At 62.8% G+C, this 20407-nt stretch carries 19 protein-coding genes; 10 read left to right on the forward strand and 9 right to left on the reverse strand.

Annotated elements, in window-relative coordinates:
• Positions 1 to 115 precede the first annotated feature (115 nt).
• Positions 116 to 757 (forward strand): TetR/AcrR family transcriptional regulator, encoded by a 642-nt coding sequence (locus tag M5B42_RS09915; RefSeq protein ID WP_248745693.1) that lies wholly within the window; start codon positions 116 to 118, stop codon positions 755 to 757.
• A 125-nt stretch (positions 758 to 882) separates the two neighbouring features.
• Here the strand turns inward: M5B42_RS09915 and M5B42_RS09920 are convergent, their stop codons facing one another.
• The 4 genes from M5B42_RS09920 to M5B42_RS09935 form a co-directional block, all read right to left on the reverse strand.
• Positions 883 to 4458, reverse strand: coding sequence for a molybdopterin cofactor-binding domain-containing protein (locus tag M5B42_RS09920; protein ID WP_248745694.1), 3576 nt, complete (start codon positions 4456 to 4458; stop codon positions 883 to 885).
• A gap of 16 nt (positions 4459 to 4474) precedes the next feature.
• Complete coding sequence (locus tag M5B42_RS09925; protein ID WP_152737103.1) at positions 4475 to 4951, reverse strand: (2Fe-2S)-binding protein; 477 nt, start codon at positions 4949 to 4951, stop codon at positions 4475 to 4477.
• Positions 4952 to 5252: 301 nt separating this feature from the next.
• A complete protein-coding gene (locus M5B42_RS09930) occupies positions 5253 to 5702 on the reverse strand; it encodes a MarR family winged helix-turn-helix transcriptional regulator (RefSeq protein ID WP_100940725.1) in 450 nt (149 codons plus the stop codon).
• Between the two features lie 245 nt (positions 5703 to 5947).
• A complete protein-coding gene (locus tag M5B42_RS09935) occupies positions 5948 to 7000 on the reverse strand; it encodes a 2,5-dihydroxypyridine 5,6-dioxygenase (RefSeq protein ID WP_177100266.1) in 1053 nt (350 codons plus the stop codon).
• 311 nt (positions 7001 to 7311) lie between these two features.
• On the opposite strand from M5B42_RS09935, the gene M5B42_RS09940 reads away from it, so the two are divergent.
• The 5 genes from M5B42_RS09940 to M5B42_RS09960 all read left to right on the forward strand — a co-directional run bounded on the left by M5B42_RS09940 (position 7312) and on the right by M5B42_RS09960 (position 12573).
• Complete coding sequence (locus tag M5B42_RS09940; protein ID WP_103498260.1) at positions 7312 to 8460, forward strand: FAD-dependent monooxygenase; 1149 nt, start codon at positions 7312 to 7314, stop codon at positions 8458 to 8460.
• Complete coding sequence (locus M5B42_RS09945) at positions 8457 to 9263, forward strand: alpha/beta hydrolase (protein ID WP_248745695.1); 807 nt, start codon at positions 8457 to 8459, stop codon at positions 9261 to 9263. Before M5B42_RS09940 ends, M5B42_RS09945 begins: the two co-directional genes overlap by 4 nt.
• A gap of 24 nt (positions 9264 to 9287) precedes the next feature.
• The gene (locus M5B42_RS09950) at positions 9288 to 9920 is read left to right on the forward strand and encodes an N-carbamoylsarcosine amidohydrolase (protein ID WP_177100270.1); all 633 of its coding nucleotides are present in this window, start codon (positions 9288 to 9290) and stop codon (positions 9918 to 9920) included.
• A 172-nt stretch (positions 9921 to 10092) separates the two neighbouring features.
• The gene (locus tag M5B42_RS09955) at positions 10093 to 11403 is read left to right on the forward strand and encodes an MFS transporter (RefSeq protein WP_103498257.1); all 1311 of its coding nucleotides are present in this window, start codon (positions 10093 to 10095) and stop codon (positions 11401 to 11403) included.
• A 90-nt stretch (positions 11404 to 11493) separates the two neighbouring features.
• Positions 11494 to 12573 carry a nucleoside hydrolase gene (locus tag M5B42_RS09960; RefSeq protein WP_248745696.1) on the forward strand — a complete coding sequence of 360 codons (1080 nt, stop codon included), beginning with the start codon at positions 11494 to 11496 and terminating at the stop codon, positions 12571 to 12573.
• 136 nt (positions 12574 to 12709) lie between these two features.
• Here the strand turns inward: M5B42_RS09960 and M5B42_RS09965 are convergent, their stop codons facing one another.
• A complete protein-coding gene (locus M5B42_RS09965) occupies positions 12710 to 13252 on the reverse strand; it encodes a cysteine hydrolase family protein (protein WP_177100272.1) in 543 nt (180 codons plus the stop codon).
• A gap of 238 nt (positions 13253 to 13490) precedes the next feature.
• Complete coding sequence (locus M5B42_RS09970) at positions 13491 to 14036, reverse strand: histidine phosphatase family protein (RefSeq protein WP_248745697.1); 546 nt, start codon at positions 14034 to 14036, stop codon at positions 13491 to 13493.
• Positions 14037 to 14200: 164 nt separating this feature from the next.
• On the opposite strand from M5B42_RS09970, the gene copC reads away from it, so the two are divergent.
• The 3 genes from copC to M5B42_RS09985 all read left to right on the forward strand — a co-directional run bounded on the left by copC (position 14201) and on the right by M5B42_RS09985 (position 16957).
• Positions 14201 to 14578, forward strand: coding sequence for a copper homeostasis periplasmic binding protein CopC (copC, locus tag M5B42_RS09975; RefSeq protein ID WP_248745698.1), 378 nt, complete (start codon positions 14201 to 14203; stop codon positions 14576 to 14578).
• A 4-nt stretch (positions 14579 to 14582) separates the two neighbouring features.
• Positions 14583 to 15434 (forward strand): copper homeostasis membrane protein CopD, encoded by an 852-nt coding sequence (gene copD, locus M5B42_RS09980; RefSeq protein ID WP_248745699.1) that lies wholly within the window; start codon positions 14583 to 14585, stop codon positions 15432 to 15434.
• 152 nt (positions 15435 to 15586) lie between these two features.
• Positions 15587 to 16957 carry a gluconate:H+ symporter gene (locus tag M5B42_RS09985; protein WP_248745700.1) on the forward strand — a complete coding sequence of 457 codons (1371 nt, stop codon included), beginning with the start codon at positions 15587 to 15589 and terminating at the stop codon, positions 16955 to 16957.
• Between the two features lie 172 nt (positions 16958 to 17129).
• On the opposite strand, the gene M5B42_RS09990 is transcribed toward M5B42_RS09985, so the two are convergent.
• Both M5B42_RS09990 and M5B42_RS09995 read right to left on the reverse strand, forming a co-directional pair.
• Complete coding sequence (locus tag M5B42_RS09990) at positions 17130 to 17615, reverse strand: GNAT family N-acetyltransferase (RefSeq protein ID WP_248745701.1); 486 nt, start codon at positions 17613 to 17615, stop codon at positions 17130 to 17132.
• A 61-nt stretch (positions 17616 to 17676) separates the two neighbouring features.
• Positions 17677 to 18237, reverse strand: a complete 561-nt coding sequence (locus M5B42_RS09995) for a DUF4865 family protein (RefSeq protein WP_248745702.1) — start codon at positions 18235 to 18237, stop codon at positions 17677 to 17679.
• A 106-nt stretch (positions 18238 to 18343) separates the two neighbouring features.
• Here M5B42_RS09995 and M5B42_RS10000 point away from each other — a divergent pair, with 106 nt between their 5' ends.
• Positions 18344 to 19210 carry a LysR family transcriptional regulator gene (locus M5B42_RS10000; protein ID WP_103496792.1) on the forward strand — a complete coding sequence of 289 codons (867 nt, stop codon included), beginning with the start codon at positions 18344 to 18346 and terminating at the stop codon, positions 19208 to 19210.
• Positions 19211 to 19314: 104 nt separating this feature from the next.
• Here M5B42_RS10000 and lpxO read toward each other — a convergent pair whose 3' ends face one another.
• Positions 19315 to 20214, reverse strand: a complete 900-nt coding sequence (lpxO, locus tag M5B42_RS10005; RefSeq protein WP_103496791.1) for a lipid A hydroxylase LpxO — start codon at positions 20212 to 20214, stop codon at positions 19315 to 19317.
• Positions 20215 to 20407: the final 193 nt, after the last annotated feature.

Consider the following 20407-nt stretch of genomic DNA (forward strand, 5'->3'; position numbering starts at 1 on the left):
TGCGCCACGGCAGGAGCCGGTAACCCGGCTCCTGGCCCTCCCACCGGGCCTGCATCCACACAACGGCCCCATGCTATATTCGCGTCCCTTTCCGACCCACAGAAGGAATGCCGACGTGAACAAGAAGACCGGCATCAGAGCCCAGCAAGCCGACCAGACCCGCGCGCGTATTCTCAAGGCGGCGGTGAAGGTGTTCACCCGCGACGGTTATTCCGGCGGCCGGGTCGAAAGCATTTCCCGCGAGGCCGAATCCAACGACCGCATGCTCTACTACTACTTCGGCAGCAAGGAGCGCCTGTTCATTTGCGTGCTGGAACATATCTACGAGCAGTTCAACAAAGCCGAAAGCAAGCTCAAGCTGAACCTCGAGGAACCGCTGCAAGCCTTGCAGGACCTGGTGGCCTTCGTCTGGACCTACTACGTCAAGCACCCCGAATTCGTCGCCATCCTGAGCATCGAGAACCTGCACAAGGGGCGGCATGCGCAGCAGTCGGGTGAATTGCGCCGACTTTCCGGTGAAGCGGTGGGTGTGCTGCGACCGATCATAGAGGCCGGTCAGGCCAAAGGCATCTTTCGCCAGGACCTGGATATCAAGCATGTGTACCTGATGATCGCCTCGCTCTGTTATTTCTATAACTCCAACCAGCACACCCTGAGCTCGTTCCTGGGGGAACCGCTGGCGGAGAAACGCCAGCAGCAGGACTGGCTGGCGTTTATCAGTGACCTGGTGGTGCGTGGGGTGCTGCGCCTGCCTTAAATTCTGCAAACCCCGCGGACCTGTAGGAGCCTGGCTTGCCAGCGAAGCTTTTAGCGGTCTTGAGGGCCTCTTCGCCGGCAAGCCAGGCTCCTACAGGGTTGTGGTGCTACAACGAATAGCGTTCATCAGTGAGTACCAGGATTCGCTCGAACATGGGCCACGGTCTTTTCCAAGCCCTGCCACGGCGGCGCCTCGCCGGCAAACCGGCTGCGCAGATACGCCGCCAACTCCGCCACCTGGGTATCCGACAGGTTGTCCTTGAATCCCGGCATATAACCCAGATCCCGGGTCGCCGGATTCTGGATACCCTGCAAGATCACCTTGAGCAGATTGTCCGGCACATCGCTGTGCACATTGCTGTTGGTCGCCAGTGATGGGCTGACTCCAAACAACTTCGGCCCCAGCCCATCGGCGTGGCAACCCTGGCAGGAACCTTCGAACAGGCGCTGACCGTTACTCAGTGACAACTTCACCTCAGGCACCACCTTCTGCGCAGCGGCCACCGGCCGGGTCGCCTTCTCCACCACCTGCGCTTCGGCCTGCGCCCCATTGAGCGACGCCAGGTACACCGCCATCGCCCGCACATCCTCTTTCGGCAATTTCGCCAACTCGGTGACCACCGGCCCCATCGGCCCCGTCGCCACGCCATGGGCATCGGAGTAACCGGTGCTCAGGTAGCTGAACAACTGATCCTCGGTCCACGGCGTCGGCGCCTTCGACAAACCGTTCAACGCCGGAGCCTCCCAACCATCGACCATCGCCCCGGACAGAAACGCTGCCCCGCCCTTCTCCGCACCCAGAAGATTGCGCGGTGAATGACAAGCCGCGCAGTGCCCCAATCCGTTGACCAGATAAGCCCCACGATTCCATTGCTCGCTACGCTGCGGCTGCACCTGGATTTCCCCCTTGCGCAGGAACAGGGCATTCCAGCCGGCCATCAACGGCCGCTGGTTGAACGGAAAACCCATTGCATTGGCCTTGGCCGGCTGGCTGACCGGCGCCTGGGACATCAGGTAGGCATACAGCGCCTGCATATCGGCATCGTTGATATTGCGAAACGCCGTATAGGGAAACGCCGGATACAGATTGCGCCCGTCACGACCGATGCCGTCACGCATCGCCCGCTCGAAGGCCGGATACGACCAACTGCCGATGCCGGTCTTCACATCCGGGGTGATATTGCTGCTGTACAGCGTGCCGAACGGCGTCTCCATCGCCAGCCCGCCGGCGTTGGTCGCGCCGCCCGGCGCCGTGTGGCACACCGCGCAATCGCCGACCGCCGCCAGCAAGCGCCCGCGCTCCAGGGTCGCTGTCGACCAGGTTCCGGCACTGGGCGGGGCGATAGGCGCGATTTCCCCATGCCAGGGCCAGGCCGTGGCGGCCATGCCGAGCAGCGCGCCGAAGGCCGCGAACAACGAGCCGAACAACCATTTCGAACGTTTCTCCGGCGACTTCGGCGGATCCCCGGCGGTGCCGGCATTGAGCGCCTGCAACACCCGCTCGGGGGTAATCGGCAGTTCGCGAAAACGAATCCCGGTGGCATCGAAGATCGCATTGGCAATCGCCGCCGCGCTCGGCACCGAGGCCGATTCGCCGGCGCCCATGGGCGGCTCGCTCTGGCGCGGCATCATCAGCACATCGATCTGCGGTACCTCGGGAAAGGTCAGGATCGGATAACCGCCCCACTCCTTGCTCGTCACCGTCGACTCTTCAAAGGTCACCCGCTCCTTGAGCACCCGGCTGGTGGACTGGATCACATTGCCGTGAATCTGGTGCCGCACGCCGTCGGGGTTGATCATCATCCCCGAATCATGGCCGATCACCACCCGGGTGACCGAAACATCGCCGGTCTGCCGGTCCACCGCCACATCCGCGACCCAGGCCGCCCAGGCCGCGCCGAAACCGGGAAACTTGCTGTGGATATAACGCGCATAGGCAAAGCCGCGACCACGCAGCAGATGGTCTTCGTTCGGCGTTTGCATCGGCGCGGTACGCGGGGTCCAGGCGGCTCGCTCGGCGGTGGATTTCACCAGGTCCACGGCCCGCTGGTCCGGCAGGTAACGCAGGCGATATTCCACCGGATCGACCCCGGCGGCGAAGGCCAGTTCGTCGATATAGGATTCATGGGCAAAGGTGTTGGGCAAGGCTGACACCCCACGCATCCACGAGGCCCGGACAATCGGCGACATGTCGTTGATGCTGACCCGCATATGTTCATAGGCATAAGGCGGGATCGAAGTGCGGTCGCCCATTTCGAACATCGCCGCCACCGGCTCGACCCGTCCGGTCAGCAGCAAGGCCAGGGTCGGCGCGCCGTTGGACGGGTAGCTGGTCTGGAAATCGTAGGCCGCCACGCTGCCATCGGCATTCAGGCCGCCATCGATGTCCATCAATTGCGCCGTGCCCTTGGGTTCCCAGGCGTGTTCCTGGTCACGGGTCAGTTGCACCCGTACCGGCTTGCCCACCGCCCGGGACAGCAACAGGGCATCGGCACAGACATCATCGGCGCAGTTGCGGCCGTAACAGCCGGACGCCTCCATGCGGATGATCTCGATGCGCTCTTCCGGATACTCCAGCAGCCAGGCGAGGTCGGCCCGCAGCAGGTGCGGATTCTGGCTGCCGGACCAGACCCGGATGCCCTCCTCGTGATAATCCGCCAAGCCACAGGACGGGCCGATGGAAGCATGCATCTGATAGGGCCAGAGGTAGGTGCGCGGCATGCGCTGGCTGGCGCCGGCGAGGGCCGCATCGACATTGCCCTGGTCCAGCACCGTACGCTTGATCCTTGGGTTGTCGCGGATCGCCTGCTCGACATCGCTCAGGTCCGGCAGCTTCTGCGTCCAGTCCTTCCAGCGTACCCGCAGTTCCCGCGCCGCCTTCGCCGCCTGTTCTTCACGCAACGCAACCACCCCGATAAAGTCGCGGATCACCACCACCGCGACGATCCCGGGGATATGGGCGATGGATGACTCATCGACCTCCAGCAGGCTGTTGCCGACAAAGTCGCCGCAATCGAAACCGGCATAAGGCGGGCGCACGACCCGACCATGGAGCATGTCCGGCACGCGCATGTCATGGACATAGATCAGCTCGCCGGTGGCCTTGGCCGGGATATCCACCCGCGCCGTACCCTTGCCCACCAGCCGATAGTCTTCGGCCGGTTTGAGCGGCGCACTGCCACTGATACGCAACTGGTCGTGCTCGCCCGCCACCAGTTCGCTGTAGCCCAGGGCCCGGCCATCCGGCGCCTTGACGATACCGCGTTCGACCCGCAGCGCCGCCACGTTCAGCGACCAGCGCCCGGCGGCCCGCTCCAGCAGGAAGCGCCGGGCCTCGGCCGCGGCGTTGCGCAGGGGAATCGCGGAAATCTGCAGGGTCGCGCTGGCAATGGTCGCGCCCTGGTTCGGCGCGCGCTCGGTGTCGCCGAGCACCATGCACACCTGCTCCACCTCCAGGTCCAGCTCCTCGGCGACGATCTGCGCCAGGGAGGTGCGAATACCGGTGCCCAGGTCCACATGGCCGTTGAAGGCATAGACGAGGCCATCGTCGTTGACCGCGATAAACAGCCCCAGCTCCTTGGGCAAGACCCGCGGCGTGCCGCCTTTGGCCACCGGCCCCGAGGGCGGCAGGATATCGTCGACGATCAGCAGCACGCCGGTCTTGGCCAGCCATTGGTCGCGGGTGGGGATGGCGTCGCTCATGGTCGTCGATCCTGGTTCAAGGCAATGGACGGGCGGCACGCAGCACCGCGCGAAGAATTTCGATATGGGTGCCGCAACGACAGAGATTGGCCGACAGTTCCTGGCGGATCTGCGCTTCGCTGGGGTGCGGGATACGGTCGAGCAAGGCCTTGGCGGTCATGATCATGCCGTTCAGGCAATAACCGCACTGGGCCGCCTGCTCGTCGATAAAGGCCTGTTGCACCGGGTGTGGCGCCTCGCGGCTGCCGAGGCCTTCGAGGGTGACGATCTGCCGGTCCACGGCGCCGGCCAGGGGAAAGACACAGGAGCGCGCGGCCACGCCGTCGACGATCACCGTGCAGGCCCCGCACTCCCCCAGGCCGCAGCCGTACTTGGGGCCGTTGAGCCGCAGGTCATTGCGCAGCACCAGCAACAGCGGGGTGTCGGCCATGGCCGTGACGGAGTGTCGCTGGCCATTGACCTCAAGGGCTACCGTGATTTCCTGCATCGTCATGGAGTGCACTCGCTTCATTTGATGAAGTGACCACTACATTAAAAGGGCGCAGGCCGAGAACGATGTCTCCTGACGACACACTTTTTTCGATGAAGTGGTTACTACATGAAGAGAGAGCAAGAAGAGTGCCAGCCGGACTTTCAGGCTTCCGACCATGGCATTGGCGAAACACAAAACCTGTAGGAGCTTGCTGGCGATAACGATTTTCCAGGCAACAAGGATGTCGACTATAAGATCGTATCGCCAGCAAGCTGGCTCCTACAGAGGTCCGCGTACCAAGGGATTGCGTGGGAAACAGCGATTACTCGTCGCGGTCGTCGATCATCTTGCGCAGCAGGAACAGCACCGCGACCTGTTCGGCGGGATTGAGGTTGCTCATGGTCAGTTCGCTGATCTTCGCCGCGCAGGGCACGGTCTGCTGCACCAGCCGGCTGCCGGCCTCGGACAAACCGACGATGACCTTGCGCCGGTCTTCCGGGTCCGGCTCCAGGGTGATCAACTCACGGGCCCTGAGCCGCTCGACGATGCCGCGAATGGTCGCCTGGTCCACGGCGGTGGCCTTGACCAGTTCGGTCAGGGAGCTGGGGCCGTGATCGCGCACCGCGCACAGGGTGACGAACTGCACGGCGGTGAGCTGCGAGTCGCCGACATTCTGCTGGAAGATCGCCATATGCCGCTGGTAGGCCTTGCGCAGCAGGTGGCCGACTTGTTCGGAAAACACATAAGGGTTGGAATCAGGAGTATCCGGCACGGCAGGCTCGAAAAGGCGAGGGAGAATGGGCAGGCATGATGGACAGATTGGGGGGCAGACTCAAGTGTGAGGTTGCCCGGCCCGGCCTCTTCGCGGCGGTGCGGCGATCCGACAAGCTCCGCTCCCACAGTACCGCGTCATACCTATCAGTATCGGTAGACACCCGAACTGTGGGAGCGGAGCTTGCCCGCGAAGGGGCCCGCAAGACCACCAAAAACCTCACTGACAGCCCCTTCACCCCAGACTCAGCGCGCCCGCGACGCCTCCGGCGCCACCACATCACCGCCGATCACCACCGCCTGGTCATCCAGGTATACATCGCAATGGCGCAGCGGAATGTCCATATGGCACGGCGTCTTGCGCGTCCCGCCGACCTCGGTATTCGGCCCGGTGGAGAACAGGAAGTTGCCATAGAACGCCCGGGCATCCATACACATGCCGTCGTTCTTGTCGTGCAACCCCATCGCCGTCCACTGCGCCCGTGGCTGCAGCCCCCAGCCGATATGGGAGATGCCGTACACCTCGGGATCATTGAAATACTTCATGTAGTCGCGCAGGTACTCGGCCTCGAAACCACCGTGGATCGAGGTGATAAAACCCTTCTCGACCTCCAGGGTGATCTTCTCCCGGGTATAGGTCTTGAACGGCAGCAGGATATCGCCGACATCCAGTACCAGCACGCCCTCGGCGGTTTCTTCGTTCGGCCAGGAGAACAGAAAGCCGCTCGGCCAGTGATCCCAACGCCCCGGCTCATCGGCGAAACCATACTCGGTCACCGACGGATACTGCCCCAGCGCCGCGCGGAAATCGCTGCCGGCGCGGGAGGTCACATGGATCGAACGGGCCTTCTTCAACAGCTCTTCCGCCGCCAGCACCCGCACCTTGTCGGCCTCGGTCGGCAGCATCCGCGCCAGCACTTCCGGCGGCTCCACCGCCAGCAGGATGCGCGTGCCGGTCTTGAGGATCTGCTCCTGTTCCGGCGAGTGCAGCAGCATCATGGTGTCGACGATCAGATCCGCCGCTTCCAGCGCCCGCTGCGCGGCGATATTGCCGGTCAGCGCGGTGTCGCCACAGTAGGCGGTCATATCGTTGCCCATGGCCGTCGGGTGGTTGAACGACGGCAATTCCACCGCGTACACCTTGGCCCCCAGGCGCTGCGCCGCCTCCATCGCCGAACGCACGGTGCGCGGATCGGAGTAATGACTCTTGAGCACCGCGACACTCTGGGTCGAGTCGACTTTCGACAGCTTCAACACGTGTTCAAACATCTGCGTCAGTTCGCAATCACTTACCGGCATTTTCCTCTCTCCTCTTCGCTCGCGCTGCACCAAGTCGAGGCGCGACGCTTCAGTCTAGTGCGCTTTTATAGCGTATACGCCATTTAGCATCGATAAGACCTGAATTCGCAGCGCTCTGCAAGCAGTAGACCAAAACGTTACAAACTCACACACACCCAACAAAACAAGGTTACTTAGCGTTACCAGAGGCTAAAACCGGTAAAAATTTAATTTTTACAGAGGCGCTAGTCTTTTTAAAAAAAGAGCGTATACACTTTAAAAACCCGGTGGCCGAATCCGCCACCCCACACTCGGAACGAGGAGCAAGCCCCATGGCAAGCACGCAAAAAATCGCCATCGTCGGCGCGGGCCTGGGTGGCGCCGCCGCCGCCACGCTGTTGCAACAAGCTGGATTCGACGTGTCGATCTACGAGCAGGCCCCGGAGTTTTCCCGCCTGGGCGCCGGGATCCACATGGGTCCGAATATCATGAAGATCTTCCGCCGCATGGGCATCGAGCAGCAGCTCGACCAGATGGGCTCGCACCCGGATCACTGGTTCAGTCGCGATGGCATGAGCGGTGACTATCTGTCGCGCATTCCCCTGGGCGAGTTCGCTCGCAAGGAATACGGCGCCTCCTATGTCACCGTGCACCGTGGCGACCTGCATGCCTTGCAGATGTCGACGATCAAGCCCGGCACCCTGCACTTCAACAAGCGCCTGGAGAAGATCGAAGACACCGGCGACCAGGTGCGCCTGAGCTTCACCGACGGCACCACGGCCAGCGCCGATATCGTTATCGGCGCCGACGGCATCAATTCGAAGATCCGCGAGGAACTGCTGGGCCACGAAGCACCGCTGTACAGCGGCTGGGTCGCCCACCGCGCGCTGATCACCCGCGACAAGCTGGCCCGCTACGACCTCAATTTCGAAGACTGCATCAAGTGGTGGAGCGAGGACCGGCACATGATGGTCTACTACACCACCGGCAAACGCGATGAGTACTACTACGTCACCGGCGTGCCACACCCGGAGCTGGACTTCGAAGGCCCGTTTGTCGACAGCAGCCGCGAAGAGATGTTCGAAGCCTTCCAGGGTTACCACCCCACCGTGCAGGCGCTGATCGAATCCACCGACACCGTGACCAAATGGCCGTTGCGCAATCGCAATCCGCTGCCGCTGTGGAGCCGTGGGCGCCTGGTGCTGCTGGGCGATGCCTGCCACCCGATGAAACCGCATATGGCCCAGGGCGCCGGCATGGCCATCGAAGACGCCGCCATGCTCACCCGCTGCCTGCAGGAAACCGGCCTCGGCGACCACCGTACCGCTTTCGAACTCTATGAAGCCAACCGCAAGGAGCGCGCCTCGCGGGTCCAGGCGGTCTCCAACGCCAACACCTGGCTGCGCACCCAGGAAGATCCGGCCTGGGTCTACGGTTACGACCTCTACGCCCAGGTGCTGAAATCGGGGGTGGCGGCGTGAGCACTTTCGTCCACGGCGGCAATGTCCAGGCCAACGGTATCCGCCAGCACTACCTGCGGTATGGCGGCACGGGCCCGGCTCTGATCTTGATCCCCGGCATCACCAGCCCGGCGATCACCTGGGGCTTCGTTGCCGAACGCTTCGGCCGGCACTTCGATACCTATGTACTGGATGTTCGCGGACGCGGCCTTTCATCCAGCGGCGCGGAACTGGACTACAGCGCCGAGACCTGCGCGAGCGATATTGCCGCCTTTGCCGCCGCCCTGGGCCTGGACACCTACCATCTGGTCGGCCACTCCATGGGCGCGCGCTTTGCCGTGCGCAGTGCCGTGCTCAGCCCCGCCGGGGTGAAGAGCCTGGTGCTGATCGACCCGCCGGTGTCCGGTCCGGGTCGTCGCGAGTACCCGAGCAAGTTGCCCTGGTACGTCGACTCGATCCGCCAGTCGCTGATCGGGATGGACGCCGAGGCGATGCGTGCCTTCTGCGCCACCTGGACCCAGGAGCAACTGCAACTGCGCGCCGAATGGCTGCACACCTGCTACGAACCGGCCATCGTCAGGGCGTTCAACGACTTCCATACGGTGGACTTCCACCAGGACCTGCCTCGGCTCACGGCCCCCGCCCTGCTGTTGGTGGCCGGTCGCGGCGGCGTGATCCTGCCGGAGGACGAAGCCGAAATCCGCGCGCTGCAACAGGGCATCCAGGTCGCCCACGTGGCCAATGCCGGCCACATGATTCCCTGGGACGACCTGGACGGTTTCTTCGCCGCCTTCGGTGACTTCCTCGGCGTGAGCCTGACTTGAACCTGAACCTGTGGGAGCCTTGAGATGAGCGAACAAAGCGCCAATGACAATTACCAGGGCGTCTGGGGCCAGCGGATCGGCTTCGGCCAGAAACCGGCCCTGCTGATGATCGATTTCATGCAGGGCTACACCACCGAGGGCGCGCCACTGTTCGCCCCTGGCGTGGTCAGCGCCGTGGCCGAAAGCGTCGAGCTGCTGGACTGCGCGCGGCAGCATGGAGTTACGGTGGTGCACACCAATATTCGCTACCATCCGGGGCATTTCGCCGATGGCGGCATCTGGGTGCGCAAGGCGCCAGTGATGAAGGACATGGTCGAAGGCAATCCGTTGGCGGCCTTCTGCGAAGCGGTGTTGCCGCTGCCGTCGGAAGTGGTCATCAGCAAGCAATACGCCAGTGCGTTTTTCGGCACCAGCCTGGCCTCGCAGTTGCACGCCCAGGGCATCGACACCGTGGTGCTGGCCGGTTGTTCCACCAGCGGCTGCATCCGCGCGACGGCGGTGGATGCCGTGCAGCACGGGTTCAGGACCATCGTGGTACGTGAATGCGTGGGTGACCGCCATCCAGCGCCCCATGAAGCGAATCTGTTCGACATCGACAGCAAGTACGGCGATGTCGTCAGCAAACAGGAAGCGATCTCGAAGTTCCAGGGAGCTTGACCGCAGAACCGTGCCACAGAGCATGGTCGCGTAAAAAACTGAGCGTCGCCTCCGTGCGGAGCGTGACGCCCAGTCTTCTGACACTGCCTTTGGAAGCCGCCTTTACCGCGCTCCAGAGTGCTGGAAAAAGCGGCTGTAATAAAAACCATAAGTCACCGCCAGGAGACAACCAATGCCCATTGCGAATGCAACATCAGCGACCTCGGTCGCCGACCCGACCCAAGCGCTTTACCACAAGATCACCTGGAAACTGATCCCGTTCCTGTGTTTCTGCTACCTGGCCGCGTACCTCGACCGGATCAATATCGGCTTCGCCAAACTGCAGATGCTCGACCAGCTGCACTTCAGCGAAACCGCCTTCGGCCTCGGTGCCGGGCTGTTCTTCGTCGGTTATATCCTCTTCGAAGTACCGAGCAACCTGGTACTGGAAAAGGTCGGGGCGAAAATCTGGATAGCACGGATCATGATCACCTGGGGCCTGCTCTCGGCCTGCACCATGCTCGTAACCTCCACCACCCAGTTCTACATCCTGCGTTTCCTCCTCGGCGCCGCCGAAGCCGGCTTCCTGCCGGGCGTGCTGTTCTACCTGACCACCTGGTTCCCGACCCATCGACGCGGGCGGATCATCGCCCTGTTCATGATCGGCCTGCCGCTCTCCAGCGTTATCGGCGGACCGCTGTCGGGCTGGGTCATGGGCCACTTCGACCAGGTCAACGGGCTGCGCGGCTGGCAATGGCTGTTCCTGATCGAAGCCGTGCCCAGCGTGTTGCTCGGCATCCTGACCTTCTGGGCATTGCCGAATCATTTCCGCCAGGCCAAATGGCTCAATGAAGAAGAAAAAGCCGTCCTCGAAAGCGAACTGAAAAACGACGAGGCCAGCAGCCCCGACAGCAAGCAGCACTTTCGCGACGGTTTCTTCAACCTCAAGGTCTGGATGCTCGGCGGTATCGACTTCTCGATCCTGCTCAGCGCCTACGCCATGGGCTTCTGGATGCCGACTTTCATCCGCAACGCGGGGATCACCGACACCTTCCATATCGGTGTACTGACCGCCCTGCCAAGTGTCGCCGCCCTGCTCGGCATGCTGCTGATCGGCGCCAGTTCCGACAAGCATCGCGAACGCCGCTGGCACATCATCGTGCCGTTTTTCGTCGGTGCCGTCGCCATGGCCACCAGCACCTTCTTCACCCATAACGTGGTGGCGACGGTGGCCCTGTTCGCCATTGCCTCGGCGGCGATCATCGGCGCGGTGCCGGTGTTCTTCAGCCTGCCGGCGACCTTCCTCAAGGGCACCGCGGCGGCCACCGGTTTTGCCCTGGCCTGCTCGCTGGCGAATATCGCCGGGCTGGTCAGCAACTCGCTGATGGGCGTGGCCATCGACCTGACCGGCAGCAGCGCCGGAGCCCTCTGGTTCTTCGCCGGCTGCCTGATCCTGAGCAGCTTCCTGGTGATCGCCCTGCCGGCAAAACTGGTCAATCGTTAAGTAACCACTTACCTGCCGGTGGCCTTTCCAGGCGTCGGCAGGCATGCTGGATTACCGCAATACAACAACAACTCATTGGGGCACATCACCATGCAACGCTTTCTCAAGGGCTGCGCGCTGGCGCTGGCTGTCGGCCTGTCCGCCGGCTCGCTGCAAGCGGCTGAAAAAGTCATCATCGACACCGATTTCAATGTTCTCAACGACGACGGCCAGGCCTTTATCATGCTGGCGCAACTGCATGCGCAGAAGAAGATCGACCTGCTGGGCATGACCCTGGTCAGCGGCAATGCCTGGGTCGACCAGGAACAGGTCGACGCGCTCAAGGCGGTGGAACGCATGGGGGTGGAAAAGGAGATTGGCGTCTACTCCGGCGCGGCCTATCCGCTGCTGCATGACTTCGCCACTTATCCACAGGAGCAGGCGATGTTCGGCGCCGGCTGGCCGGGGGCGTTCAAGAACCCGCGGCCGACCTCGGCTTCGCAATTGGTCGCGCCACCCGATGGCCTCGCGACCCACACCAAACTGCGTAGCGAAACCGCCCCGCAGTTCATTATCGACAGCGTGCGCAAATACCCCCATGAAGTGACCTTGCTGGCCATCGGTCCGCTGACCAACCTGGCCCTGGCGATCCGCCAGGCGCCGGATATCGTGCCGCTGATCAAGCGCATCGTGTACATGGGCGGCGCCATCGAGATTCCCGGCAATACCACGCCGGCGGCGGAGTTCAACTGGTGGTTCGACCCGGAGGCGGCGAAGATCGTCCTGCGCTCGCCGATCGAACACGTGATCTTCCCCAACGATGTCTGCGAGAAAGTCACCTTCGATGCCTCGGTCTACAACCGGGTGATCGCGGCCAAGGGCGCGGTGCCGGAGTTGTACAAGAGCGTGTTCGGCCCAGAGTTCGCCAAGAACCCGGGCTATCACAGCTTTACCTGGGACAGCCTGCCGGCGTTGTTCCTGGCCGAACCTGAGATCGTCACCGAGTCCCGTGATATGTGGATCGATGTCGACACCCATTTCGGTCCGGACTACGGCCGCGCGCTGGGCTACAAGAAGAGCCCGCCAGTGGGGACGCAGAAAGCCAAAATCGTGTTCGCGGTGGACCAGAAGAAATTCTGGAACGACTACGTCTCGCTGGTGACCTTGCCGACGCCGGTGAAAAAACCCTGAGGTCAGCGGCGCCAGATAGACCGCTATCGCCAGCAAGCCGGCTCCCATAGAAGAGCAACGGTGAACGCTCCATCGGAGTAGACACAGACCTCTGTGGGAGCTGGCTTGCCAGCGATGACCGCGCAGCGGTCGCCATTCAGAACCGCACGTCAACCGTGTTCAGCACCCGCACAAACGCCCCGTTCAAGGTCGCGTTGTGATGCTCGACAATCGCCCGGGCCGACAACCCGGGTGTTTCCATGCAGGTATGGGCATCCCCCACCAGCACCGCCTCGAAACCCAGATCCCGCACCAGGCGGCTGGTGCTGTCGACGCAATACTGAGTCTTCATCCCGACGATCACCAGGCGCTGCACACCGGCATCATCCAACTGCTCGGCCAGCCCGGTATTGAAGAAACAACTGGGGCGCGTCTTGTCGACCAGACGATCCACCGCGGGATCCACCCGCAACTCCGGCACCAGCTGCCAGGGCGCACTCCCCGCCGCAATCGGCGAGCCTTCAGGGCCGGTATGCCGGACCGCAAAAATCGGCGCACCGGCCTGCCGTGCCGCGCCAATCAGCTGATTGATATTCTCCAGCACCCGCTGCCCTTCCCAGGGCTGGTCGGGACCGTGGAACAGACCGACCTGCATATCGATGATCAACAGGGCCGAACGCTGTGCATTGTCTGCTTGCATGGGGTGTTTCTCCTTCCGTGTGATGCCAGCAAAGGCCCGGAAACCAAAAGGCCCCGTCCATTGCTGGCGGGGCCTGGGTTCGCTGCGTTTACCGACTCACGCACCGACCTCACGCCCGCCATAGGCGGTCGTGGTGGTCTGGGTGAGGTTCAACGGATTCCGGCTCATGGGCTCGATCATGCTACGGTCGGTTCGAACCTGGCAACCCCGTCATCGAAAAAGACAACAGCGCGCAGCCTCAGAAGCGCAACCGCCAGTGCCCGTTACGGCGCAGGTCGACCACGGATAGGGGCTCGATATCGATCGAATTGAAGGAGGTGGGCCCGGCCCCCAGCGCATGCAGCAGTGCCGCGCGGATCACGAAGGGATGGGTCACCACGATAAAATGTCCTTCCTCGCGAAAACCCTCGAGCCAGGTCCCGACCCGGGCACACAGCGCCGCCACCGACTCACCCGCCGGCGGGAGCTGCGTCGGGTCCGAGGTCCAGGCCGCGAGCAATTCGGGCTCGCTCTCGAGCAAGTCCGCCAGTGTGACACCCTGCCATTCGCCGACATCCAGGTCTCCCAGTTCCGGGACGATCTCGACCTCCGCCCCCAGGGCCTCGGCGGTCTGCCAGGCGCGGGTTTCCGGGGCACTGAGGATGCGCACCGGTTTCTTCAAACGCGCCGCCAGCTCGGCCGCCTTGAGCAAGCCCTTGGGCTCCACCGGTTCGTCCAGCGGAAAACGCCCCAGGCGTTGGGCCTCGGTGCGGGCGTGGCAAACAAAGCTCAAACGAATCGACATAAGGGTGTGTTCCGAAAGGCAGTCCGTGTCGTGGCTCAACATACCGGGAAGTCACTCAGCCGGTATTGCAAGTATCGCTCAAGCGAACAAAGGCTCAAATGCGACGTTCGGCTGCAGAGCGAGCTAGTATAGTCAGCTCACTTGATCCCACGAGGAACTGATCGATGCCTGCTGTCGTCCCGCTCAAGAAAACCCTCGGCACCTTGCTCTTGCTGGCCGGCCTGGCCGGTGCAAACACCGCCTTCGCCCATGCCCACCTGAAAAGCGAAACCCCGGCCAAGGACGCCACCGTCAGCGCCCCGGCCGAATTGCGCCTGGTGTTCAGCGAAGGGGTTGAAGCCAAGTTCACCAAAGTCGAACTCAGCAGCGCCGATAAAGCGGTCACGCTGAAAAGCATCGCCACCGATCCCGCCGACAAGAAAACCCTGATCGTTACCCCGGCGGCCCCCCTCCCGCCTGGCGAGTACAAGGTCGTGTGGCACGCCGTGTCGGTCGACACCCACAAGAGCGAAGGCAACTATAGCTTCACGGTGGGCAACTGAGTCTATGCAAAACGCCATGGTCCTGTGCCGCTTCCTGCATTTCGCCGTGGTGTTGTCATTGTTCGGGGCCTGCCTGTTCAGGCCCTGGCTGATCGGCAGCGCGGCCAGCCCGGCACTCGACCCGGGCTTGCTCAGGATCAAGCGCTGGCTGGCGCTGCTGGCGTTACTCAGCGCCGGCGGCTGGTTGCTGCTGACCACTGCCACTATGACCGGCGACTGGGCCGACGCCCTGAATCCCGCCACCCTCCAACTGGTCCTGGGCAAGACCTTTTTCGGTCAGGTCTGGAGCTGGCACCTGGGCTTGTGCCTGTTGCTGGTGCTCAGCCTGCTGGCCAACGCCCGCCCGGCCATCAACCTGCTGCTCGGTTTCCTGCTGCTGGCGACCCTCGCCCCGGTCGGCCACGGCGCCATGCTCGACGGCCTCGACGGTCGCTTGCTGATGCTCAACCAGTTCATCCACCTGAGCGGGGTCGGTGCCTGGGTCGGCGGTTTGATGTTGCTCGCCCTGATGCTGAGCAAGCCGGCGGAACATGACATCAAGCAGGTCCTGCGACGGTTCGGCGACCTCGGTTACCTGCTGGTCGCCGTGATTATCGTCACCGGCCTGATCAATGTGCGGGTACTCACCGGAGCCCTCTGGCCGACACCACTGTTCAGCGGCTTCGCCCTGATCCTGCTGATCAAGGTGCTGATGGTCGCGCTGATGCTCGGGCTGGCCCTGTTCAACCGGGTGATGGGCCCTGGCGGGCGTTTCAGCGTCTTGCGCACCAGTGTGACGGTCGAATGGCTGCTCGGCCTCGGGGCGATTCTCGCGGTATCGCTGCTGGGCACTTTGCCGCCGATGCTGATGGACTGAGCCCCCCCGGGCTGGCTGGCGAACAGCGTAAACCCGTCCGGACTTTCATACTCCCGTTCGCAAAAAAACCTGGCTCATCTAATCATCTATATGAATCCATCAGGTATATTCCTTCCAACCGCGTAACAAAATAATACAAGAAGGGGTTCCCGTTGGATCTTTCACATGCCGCGTGGCTTGCCCACGACACCCGCCTGATCGTCTGCTGCCTGCTGGCCATCGCCACCATCATCGTGCTGATCAGCCTGACCAAACTGCCACCCTTCCTGTCCATCCTGATCGGCACCTTCGTCGCCGGGATCGGCGCCTCGCTGCCCCCTGAAGAAGTGGCCAAGGCGTTCAGCAAGGGCGCCGGTAGCCTGCTCGGCGAAGCCGGGATCATCATTTCCCTGGGCGCCATGCTCGGCGCGCTGATGGCCGAGTCCGGGGCCGCCGACCGCATTGCCTCGACCCTCCTGCGCCATGCGCGGGGCAAGGCCCTGCCCTGGGTCATGGCAATGGTCGCGATGATCATCGGCCTGCCGCTGTTCTTCGAAGTCGGCCTGGTGCTGATGGTGCCGATCATCTTCGTGATCGCCCGCCAGTCCGGCCAGCCGCTGCTCAAGGTGGCGATCCCGGCCCTGGCCGGCATGACCACCCTGCATGCGCTGATGCCGCCCCATCCGGGCCCGTTGATCGCGGTCAGCGCCTTGCACGCCGACCTCGGCATGACCATGTTGCTGGGCTTTTGCATCGCGGTGCCGGCGGTGATCCTCGCCGGCCCGCTCTATGGTATCTGGTTGTCCAAGCGCCTGGATGTGAAGGAGCCGGCGGAAATCGGCGCCTTGTTCACCGCCAAGGTCGAGACCCGGCGCAAGCCGAGCTTCGCCATTTCACTGTTGATCATCCTGCTGCCGGTACTGCTGATGCTCGGCAGCACCCTGGCCAAGGTCGCCATGGCGCCGCAAAGCAACCTCGCCATCACCCTGAAGTTCCTCGGCGAACCCTTGATCGCCCTGGGCATCGCGGTGATCGCGGCGGTGATCTGCCTGGGCTGGTCCATCGGCATGGCCCGCGACCAGGTCGGCAGCGTGCTGCGCAAAAGCCTCGGGCCGATTGCCATGCTGCTGCTGACCATCGGCGCCGGCGGCGGCCTGAAACAGACCCTGCTGGAAGCCGGCATCAGCGACACCATCAGCAAGGTCGCCACCGGCGCCAACCTGTCCTACGTCCTGCTGGCCTGGCTGATTGCCGTGGCCTTGCGCCAGGCCACCGGTTCGGCGACCGTGGCGACCACCACCACGGCGGGTATTCTCGCGCCGCTGATGGTCGGCCTGGCAACCACCCAGGCCTCGCTGGTGGCCCTGGCCATCGGTGCCGGTTCGGTGTTCTTCTGCCACGTCAACGACGCCGGCTTCTGGATGGTGCGCGAGTACTTCGGCTTGCAGCTCAAGCAGACAATCTGGGTCTGGTCGGTGTTGCAGACCATCGTTTCAGTGGTCGGGCTGATTGGCACGCTGCTGTTGTGGCAGTGGTTTAAATAAACTGCCGTAATCCATTTGGTAAGCCTGAACAGGATCCCTTGTAGGAGCAGGGCTTGTCGGATCGCCGCACCGCCGCGAAAGGGCCCTCAAGGCCGCCAAAAGCTTCGCGGGCAAGCCCTGCTCCTACAGGTTTCGCGGCGCATTCAAATTCGCGGTGTTTCAGGATCCCCGCTCAGTCCTGCGAATAGGCAAAGTTCTTCAACACGTCACCATCCATCCGGTAGCGCACCCATTCATTCTGGGGTTGCGCACCAATGGATTCATAGAAGCGAATCGCCGACTCGTTCCAGTCCAGCACACTCCACTCCAGGCGCCCGCAATCATTGGCGCAGGCGATCTGCGCCAAGTGCCGCAAGAGCTTCTTACCGGCGCCGGCACCGCGTTGTTGCGGTGAAACGTAGAGGTCTTCCAGGTACAGGCCATTACGCCCGAGCCAGGTGGAGTAGCTGAAGAAAAACACCGCAAAACCGACCGGCTCGCCATCACGCAGGCAGATCAGGCCATGGGCCGTGGCACCTTCGCCAAACAGGCTGCGCTCGATGTCGACGACGCTGGCGATCACTTCATGGCGGGCCCGTTCGTACTCGGCCAGTTCAGTGATAAAGGCCAGGATCTGCGGCGCATCGCTGGGCCGGGCTTCGCGTATTTCAAGGGACATGGGCGCTTCCAGAGTCGGTGAAGTCGCCCATGCTATGCGGATTGTGCGACGGTTTGAATCACTATTGCTCGAGGCCCGGTTGTGCCAGGTACAGCACTTCATACGCCTTACCCGCGCGATGGCGGTCAGGCTCGGACGACGACAGGATGATCCGGATCAACTGCCAGGCCGCCGTATCCAGCGCGAGGAACACCGCCACCGTGTCGTCCTGACGAACGATGGCCTGGTTACGCTCCACCTCCTCGGCCAGCAACCGCACTCGATCCGCTTGCCCATCGAACGGCAAGGTTTCGCGATACAGCGCCCGGGCCTGCGGCGCACTGCCCAGCTGCAGATCCAGCGGCAACCAGGCCTCGATATCCGGACGACCGAATGAGTCGATCACCCGCTGGAAACGCTCGTCCATCAGAAAGCCCGCAGCGGCGCTCGGATCGGCCCAGAGGTACACCGACGAATACAGATTGGCCTGGGCCCCGAAGACCCCGCGCTCCTCGGCGATAAAAGCCTTGAAGACCAGCCCCTGGGTATCGTCCCAGAGCGGCCCCAACTCGCTGGCCCGGCGGCGGATCAAGCCCATGTCATAGTTGGCGGGCAAGCGGTGTGAATACTGTTTGGCAAACATGACGACACTCCTGTGGGAAAAGGTTATCGAGAACCTGGAGCCAGCTTGCGCAAGATCGATAATTACAACAAGATATCTATAAATATATGTATGATAAGAGATAGATATGACTGAAGCCGTCAAGCCTCTCGATATCGACACTGTCCAGGCCTTTGTGCTGATTGCCGATTTCGCCAGTTTCACCCGCGCGGCCCAGGCGCTGGACACCTCCCAGGCGGCCATCAGCCTGAAGCTCAAGCGCCTGGAAGAACGTCTCGGCTACCGCTTGCTGGAGCGCACACCCCGCCATGTGCGGCTGTCGCCTTCGGGTGAACAATTTATCCACGCCGCCCGCGCGTTGCTCCAGGCCCACGAACGGGCGCTGGGGGATATGAGCGCCACACCCAATCGTCGCCTGATCATCGGCATCAGCGACCATGTCGCGGGACCGGACCTGCCGACCCTGCTGAGTCGCCTGGCGCACTACGATCCCCTGCTGATCATCGAGGTGCGGATCGCCTCGTCCCGGGACCTCGGCGCGGCCTTCGATCGTGGCGAGCTGGACGCCGCCATCGTGCGCAGCGAAGGCGACCGTCACGACGGCGAGGTGCTGGTGGTGGAGCGCTTCGGCTGGTTCGCCGCACCCACCTGGCAACACACCCCCGGCAGCGTCCTGCGCCTGGCGACCATGGCCGCGCCCTGTGGCGTGCGGCATCTGGCGGTGCGGGTGCTGGATGATGCGGGCATCCCCTGGACCGAAGTGTTTATCGGCGGCGGCGTGATGGCGGTGGGCGCGGCGGTCAGTGCCGGGCTCGGCGTGGCGGCGCTGGCCAAGCGGGTGGCACCGGCCGGCGCGATCGAAGTCGGTGAGCAACTCGGACTGCCGGCGCTGCCGATCACCGAAATCATCCTGCATGCGCGTCCCACGGACTCTCGTTCTCAGGAAACCTTGCGAGCGCTGAGTGCTGCATTTCGTGGGGTACTGGAGCGCTAGTCGATCATGACTTCCAGGCGGCGTAACGACCTGGACAATTATGGAAACAAATCGGCCGGGCTCCCTTTGGGGGCCCGGCCGAATTCGTTAAGCGACAACCTGAACTAGATCAGCAGGAACAACGCCAGCAAGCCACCGAAGATCGCCCACTTCTCCAGGTAGTAGCGGGTGCGGTTGGTTTTCTTCAAGGCCTTGCCCCGCAGGCGAATGCCGTAGATCTTGGTGAAGAACTTGTTGATCCCACCGGTCTTGTCGTTCGCATCATTCGGCGAAGCGGCGGCGGACATCACATTACGACTGAACCAGCGGTTGAACGCCGTCGCCCAGCGATATTTCAACGGGCGCTCGACATCGCAGAACAGGATCACACGGTTCTGGTCGGTCTTGTTTTCGGCGTAGTGGATAAAGGTCTCGTCGAACATCACCGGCTCGCCATCGCGCCAATGGTAGTCCTGGCCATCGACGTTGATGTAGCAGCCCGGATCGTTCGGCGTTTCCAGGCCCAGGTGGTAGCGCAAGGAACCGGCGTAGGGGTCGCGGTGGCGAACCAGGCGCGAACCCGGCGGCAACTCGGCGAACATCGCCGCCTTGATGCTGCCGATGCTGTTGAGCAGCTCCGTGGTGCGCGGGCACAGCTCGACGGCGGAAGGATGGTTGTCGCCATACCACTTGAGGTAGAAACGCTTCCAGCCAGTCTTGAAGAAGGAGTTGAAGCCCACGTCGTTGGGCGTCTCGGATTTCTTGATCTCACCGGCGCGCAACAGGGCCAGGGCCTCGGTGCGGATTTCCTGCCAGTTGTCCTGCAACGGCTTGAGCTCGGGGAAGCCGGCCGGGTCCAGGTACGGGCGGCTCGGCACCTTGGAGAACAGGTAGAGGAAGCAGTTGACCGGGGCGAGGAAAGTCGAGTGGTCACTCAATTGCCGGCCCAGCTTGTGCCGGACCTTGCCGCGCAGGTGTACGTACGCGATGGACAAGACGTAAACAGCGATAATGATGAGTTTCACGGGCGTCGTCACAGAAGTCGAAAGGACACGCTACCTTTCATGCATCTGGTGGCCCGGTGCACACGGCCGGGGTCCAGAGGTCGCAAAGGTAGCCAACGCACTAGGGTAGAACAGCTGGCGTATGGGTTTCCAGTGTTTCGTCTTCCGGGCGAAAGCAAAACCACTATCTGTTACAGGATTTTCTTACAGCTTC

This window comes from Pseudomonas sp. MWU12-2037 (assembly GCF_023242345.1).
GTDB lineage: Bacteria > Pseudomonadota > Gammaproteobacteria > Pseudomonadales > Pseudomonadaceae > Aquipseudomonas > Aquipseudomonas gingeri_D.

Bases quoted from the DNA above. Each gene is read 5' to 3' on its own strand.
- M5B42_RS09935 (WP_177100266.1), bottom strand. From the start codon at position 7,000: ATGCCGGTAAGTGATTGCGAACTGACGCAGATGTTTGAACACGTGTTG.
- M5B42_RS09960 (WP_248745696.1), top strand. From the start codon at position 11,494: ATGCAACGCTTTCTCAAGGGCTGCGCGCTGGCGCTGGCTGTCGGCCTG.
- M5B42_RS09955 (WP_103498257.1), top strand. From the start codon at position 10,093: ATGCCCATTGCGAATGCAACATCAGCGACCTCGGTCGCCGACCCGACC.
- M5B42_RS09920 (WP_248745694.1), bottom strand. From the start codon at position 4,458: ATGAGCGACGCCATCCCCACCCGCGACCAATGGCTGGCCAAGACCGGC.
- copD (WP_248745699.1), top strand. From the start codon at position 14,583: ATGCAAAACGCCATGGTCCTGTGCCGCTTCCTGCATTTCGCCGTGGTG.
- M5B42_RS10000 (WP_103496792.1), top strand. From the start codon at position 18,344: ATGACTGAAGCCGTCAAGCCTCTCGATATCGACACTGTCCAGGCCTTT.
- copC (WP_248745698.1), top strand. From the start codon at position 14,201: ATGCCTGCTGTCGTCCCGCTCAAGAAAACCCTCGGCACCTTGCTCTTG.
- M5B42_RS09990 (WP_248745701.1), bottom strand. From the start codon at position 17,615: ATGTCCCTTGAAATACGCGAAGCCCGGCCCAGCGATGCGCCGCAGATC.
- M5B42_RS09950 (WP_177100270.1), top strand. From the start codon at position 9,288: ATGAGCGAACAAAGCGCCAATGACAATTACCAGGGCGTCTGGGGCCAG.
- M5B42_RS09940 (WP_103498260.1), top strand. From the start codon at position 7,312: ATGGCAAGCACGCAAAAAATCGCCATCGTCGGCGCGGGCCTGGGTGGC.
- M5B42_RS09970 (WP_248745697.1), bottom strand. From the start codon at position 14,036: ATGTCGATTCGTTTGAGCTTTGTTTGCCACGCCCGCACCGAGGCCCAA.
- M5B42_RS09965 (WP_177100272.1), bottom strand. From the start codon at position 13,252: ATGCAAGCAGACAATGCACAGCGTTCGGCCCTGTTGATCATCGATATG.
- M5B42_RS09995 (WP_248745702.1), bottom strand. From the start codon at position 18,237: ATGTTTGCCAAACAGTATTCACACCGCTTGCCCGCCAACTATGACATG.
- M5B42_RS09925 (WP_152737103.1), bottom strand. From the start codon at position 4,951: ATGACGATGCAGGAAATCACGGTAGCCCTTGAGGTCAATGGCCAGCGA.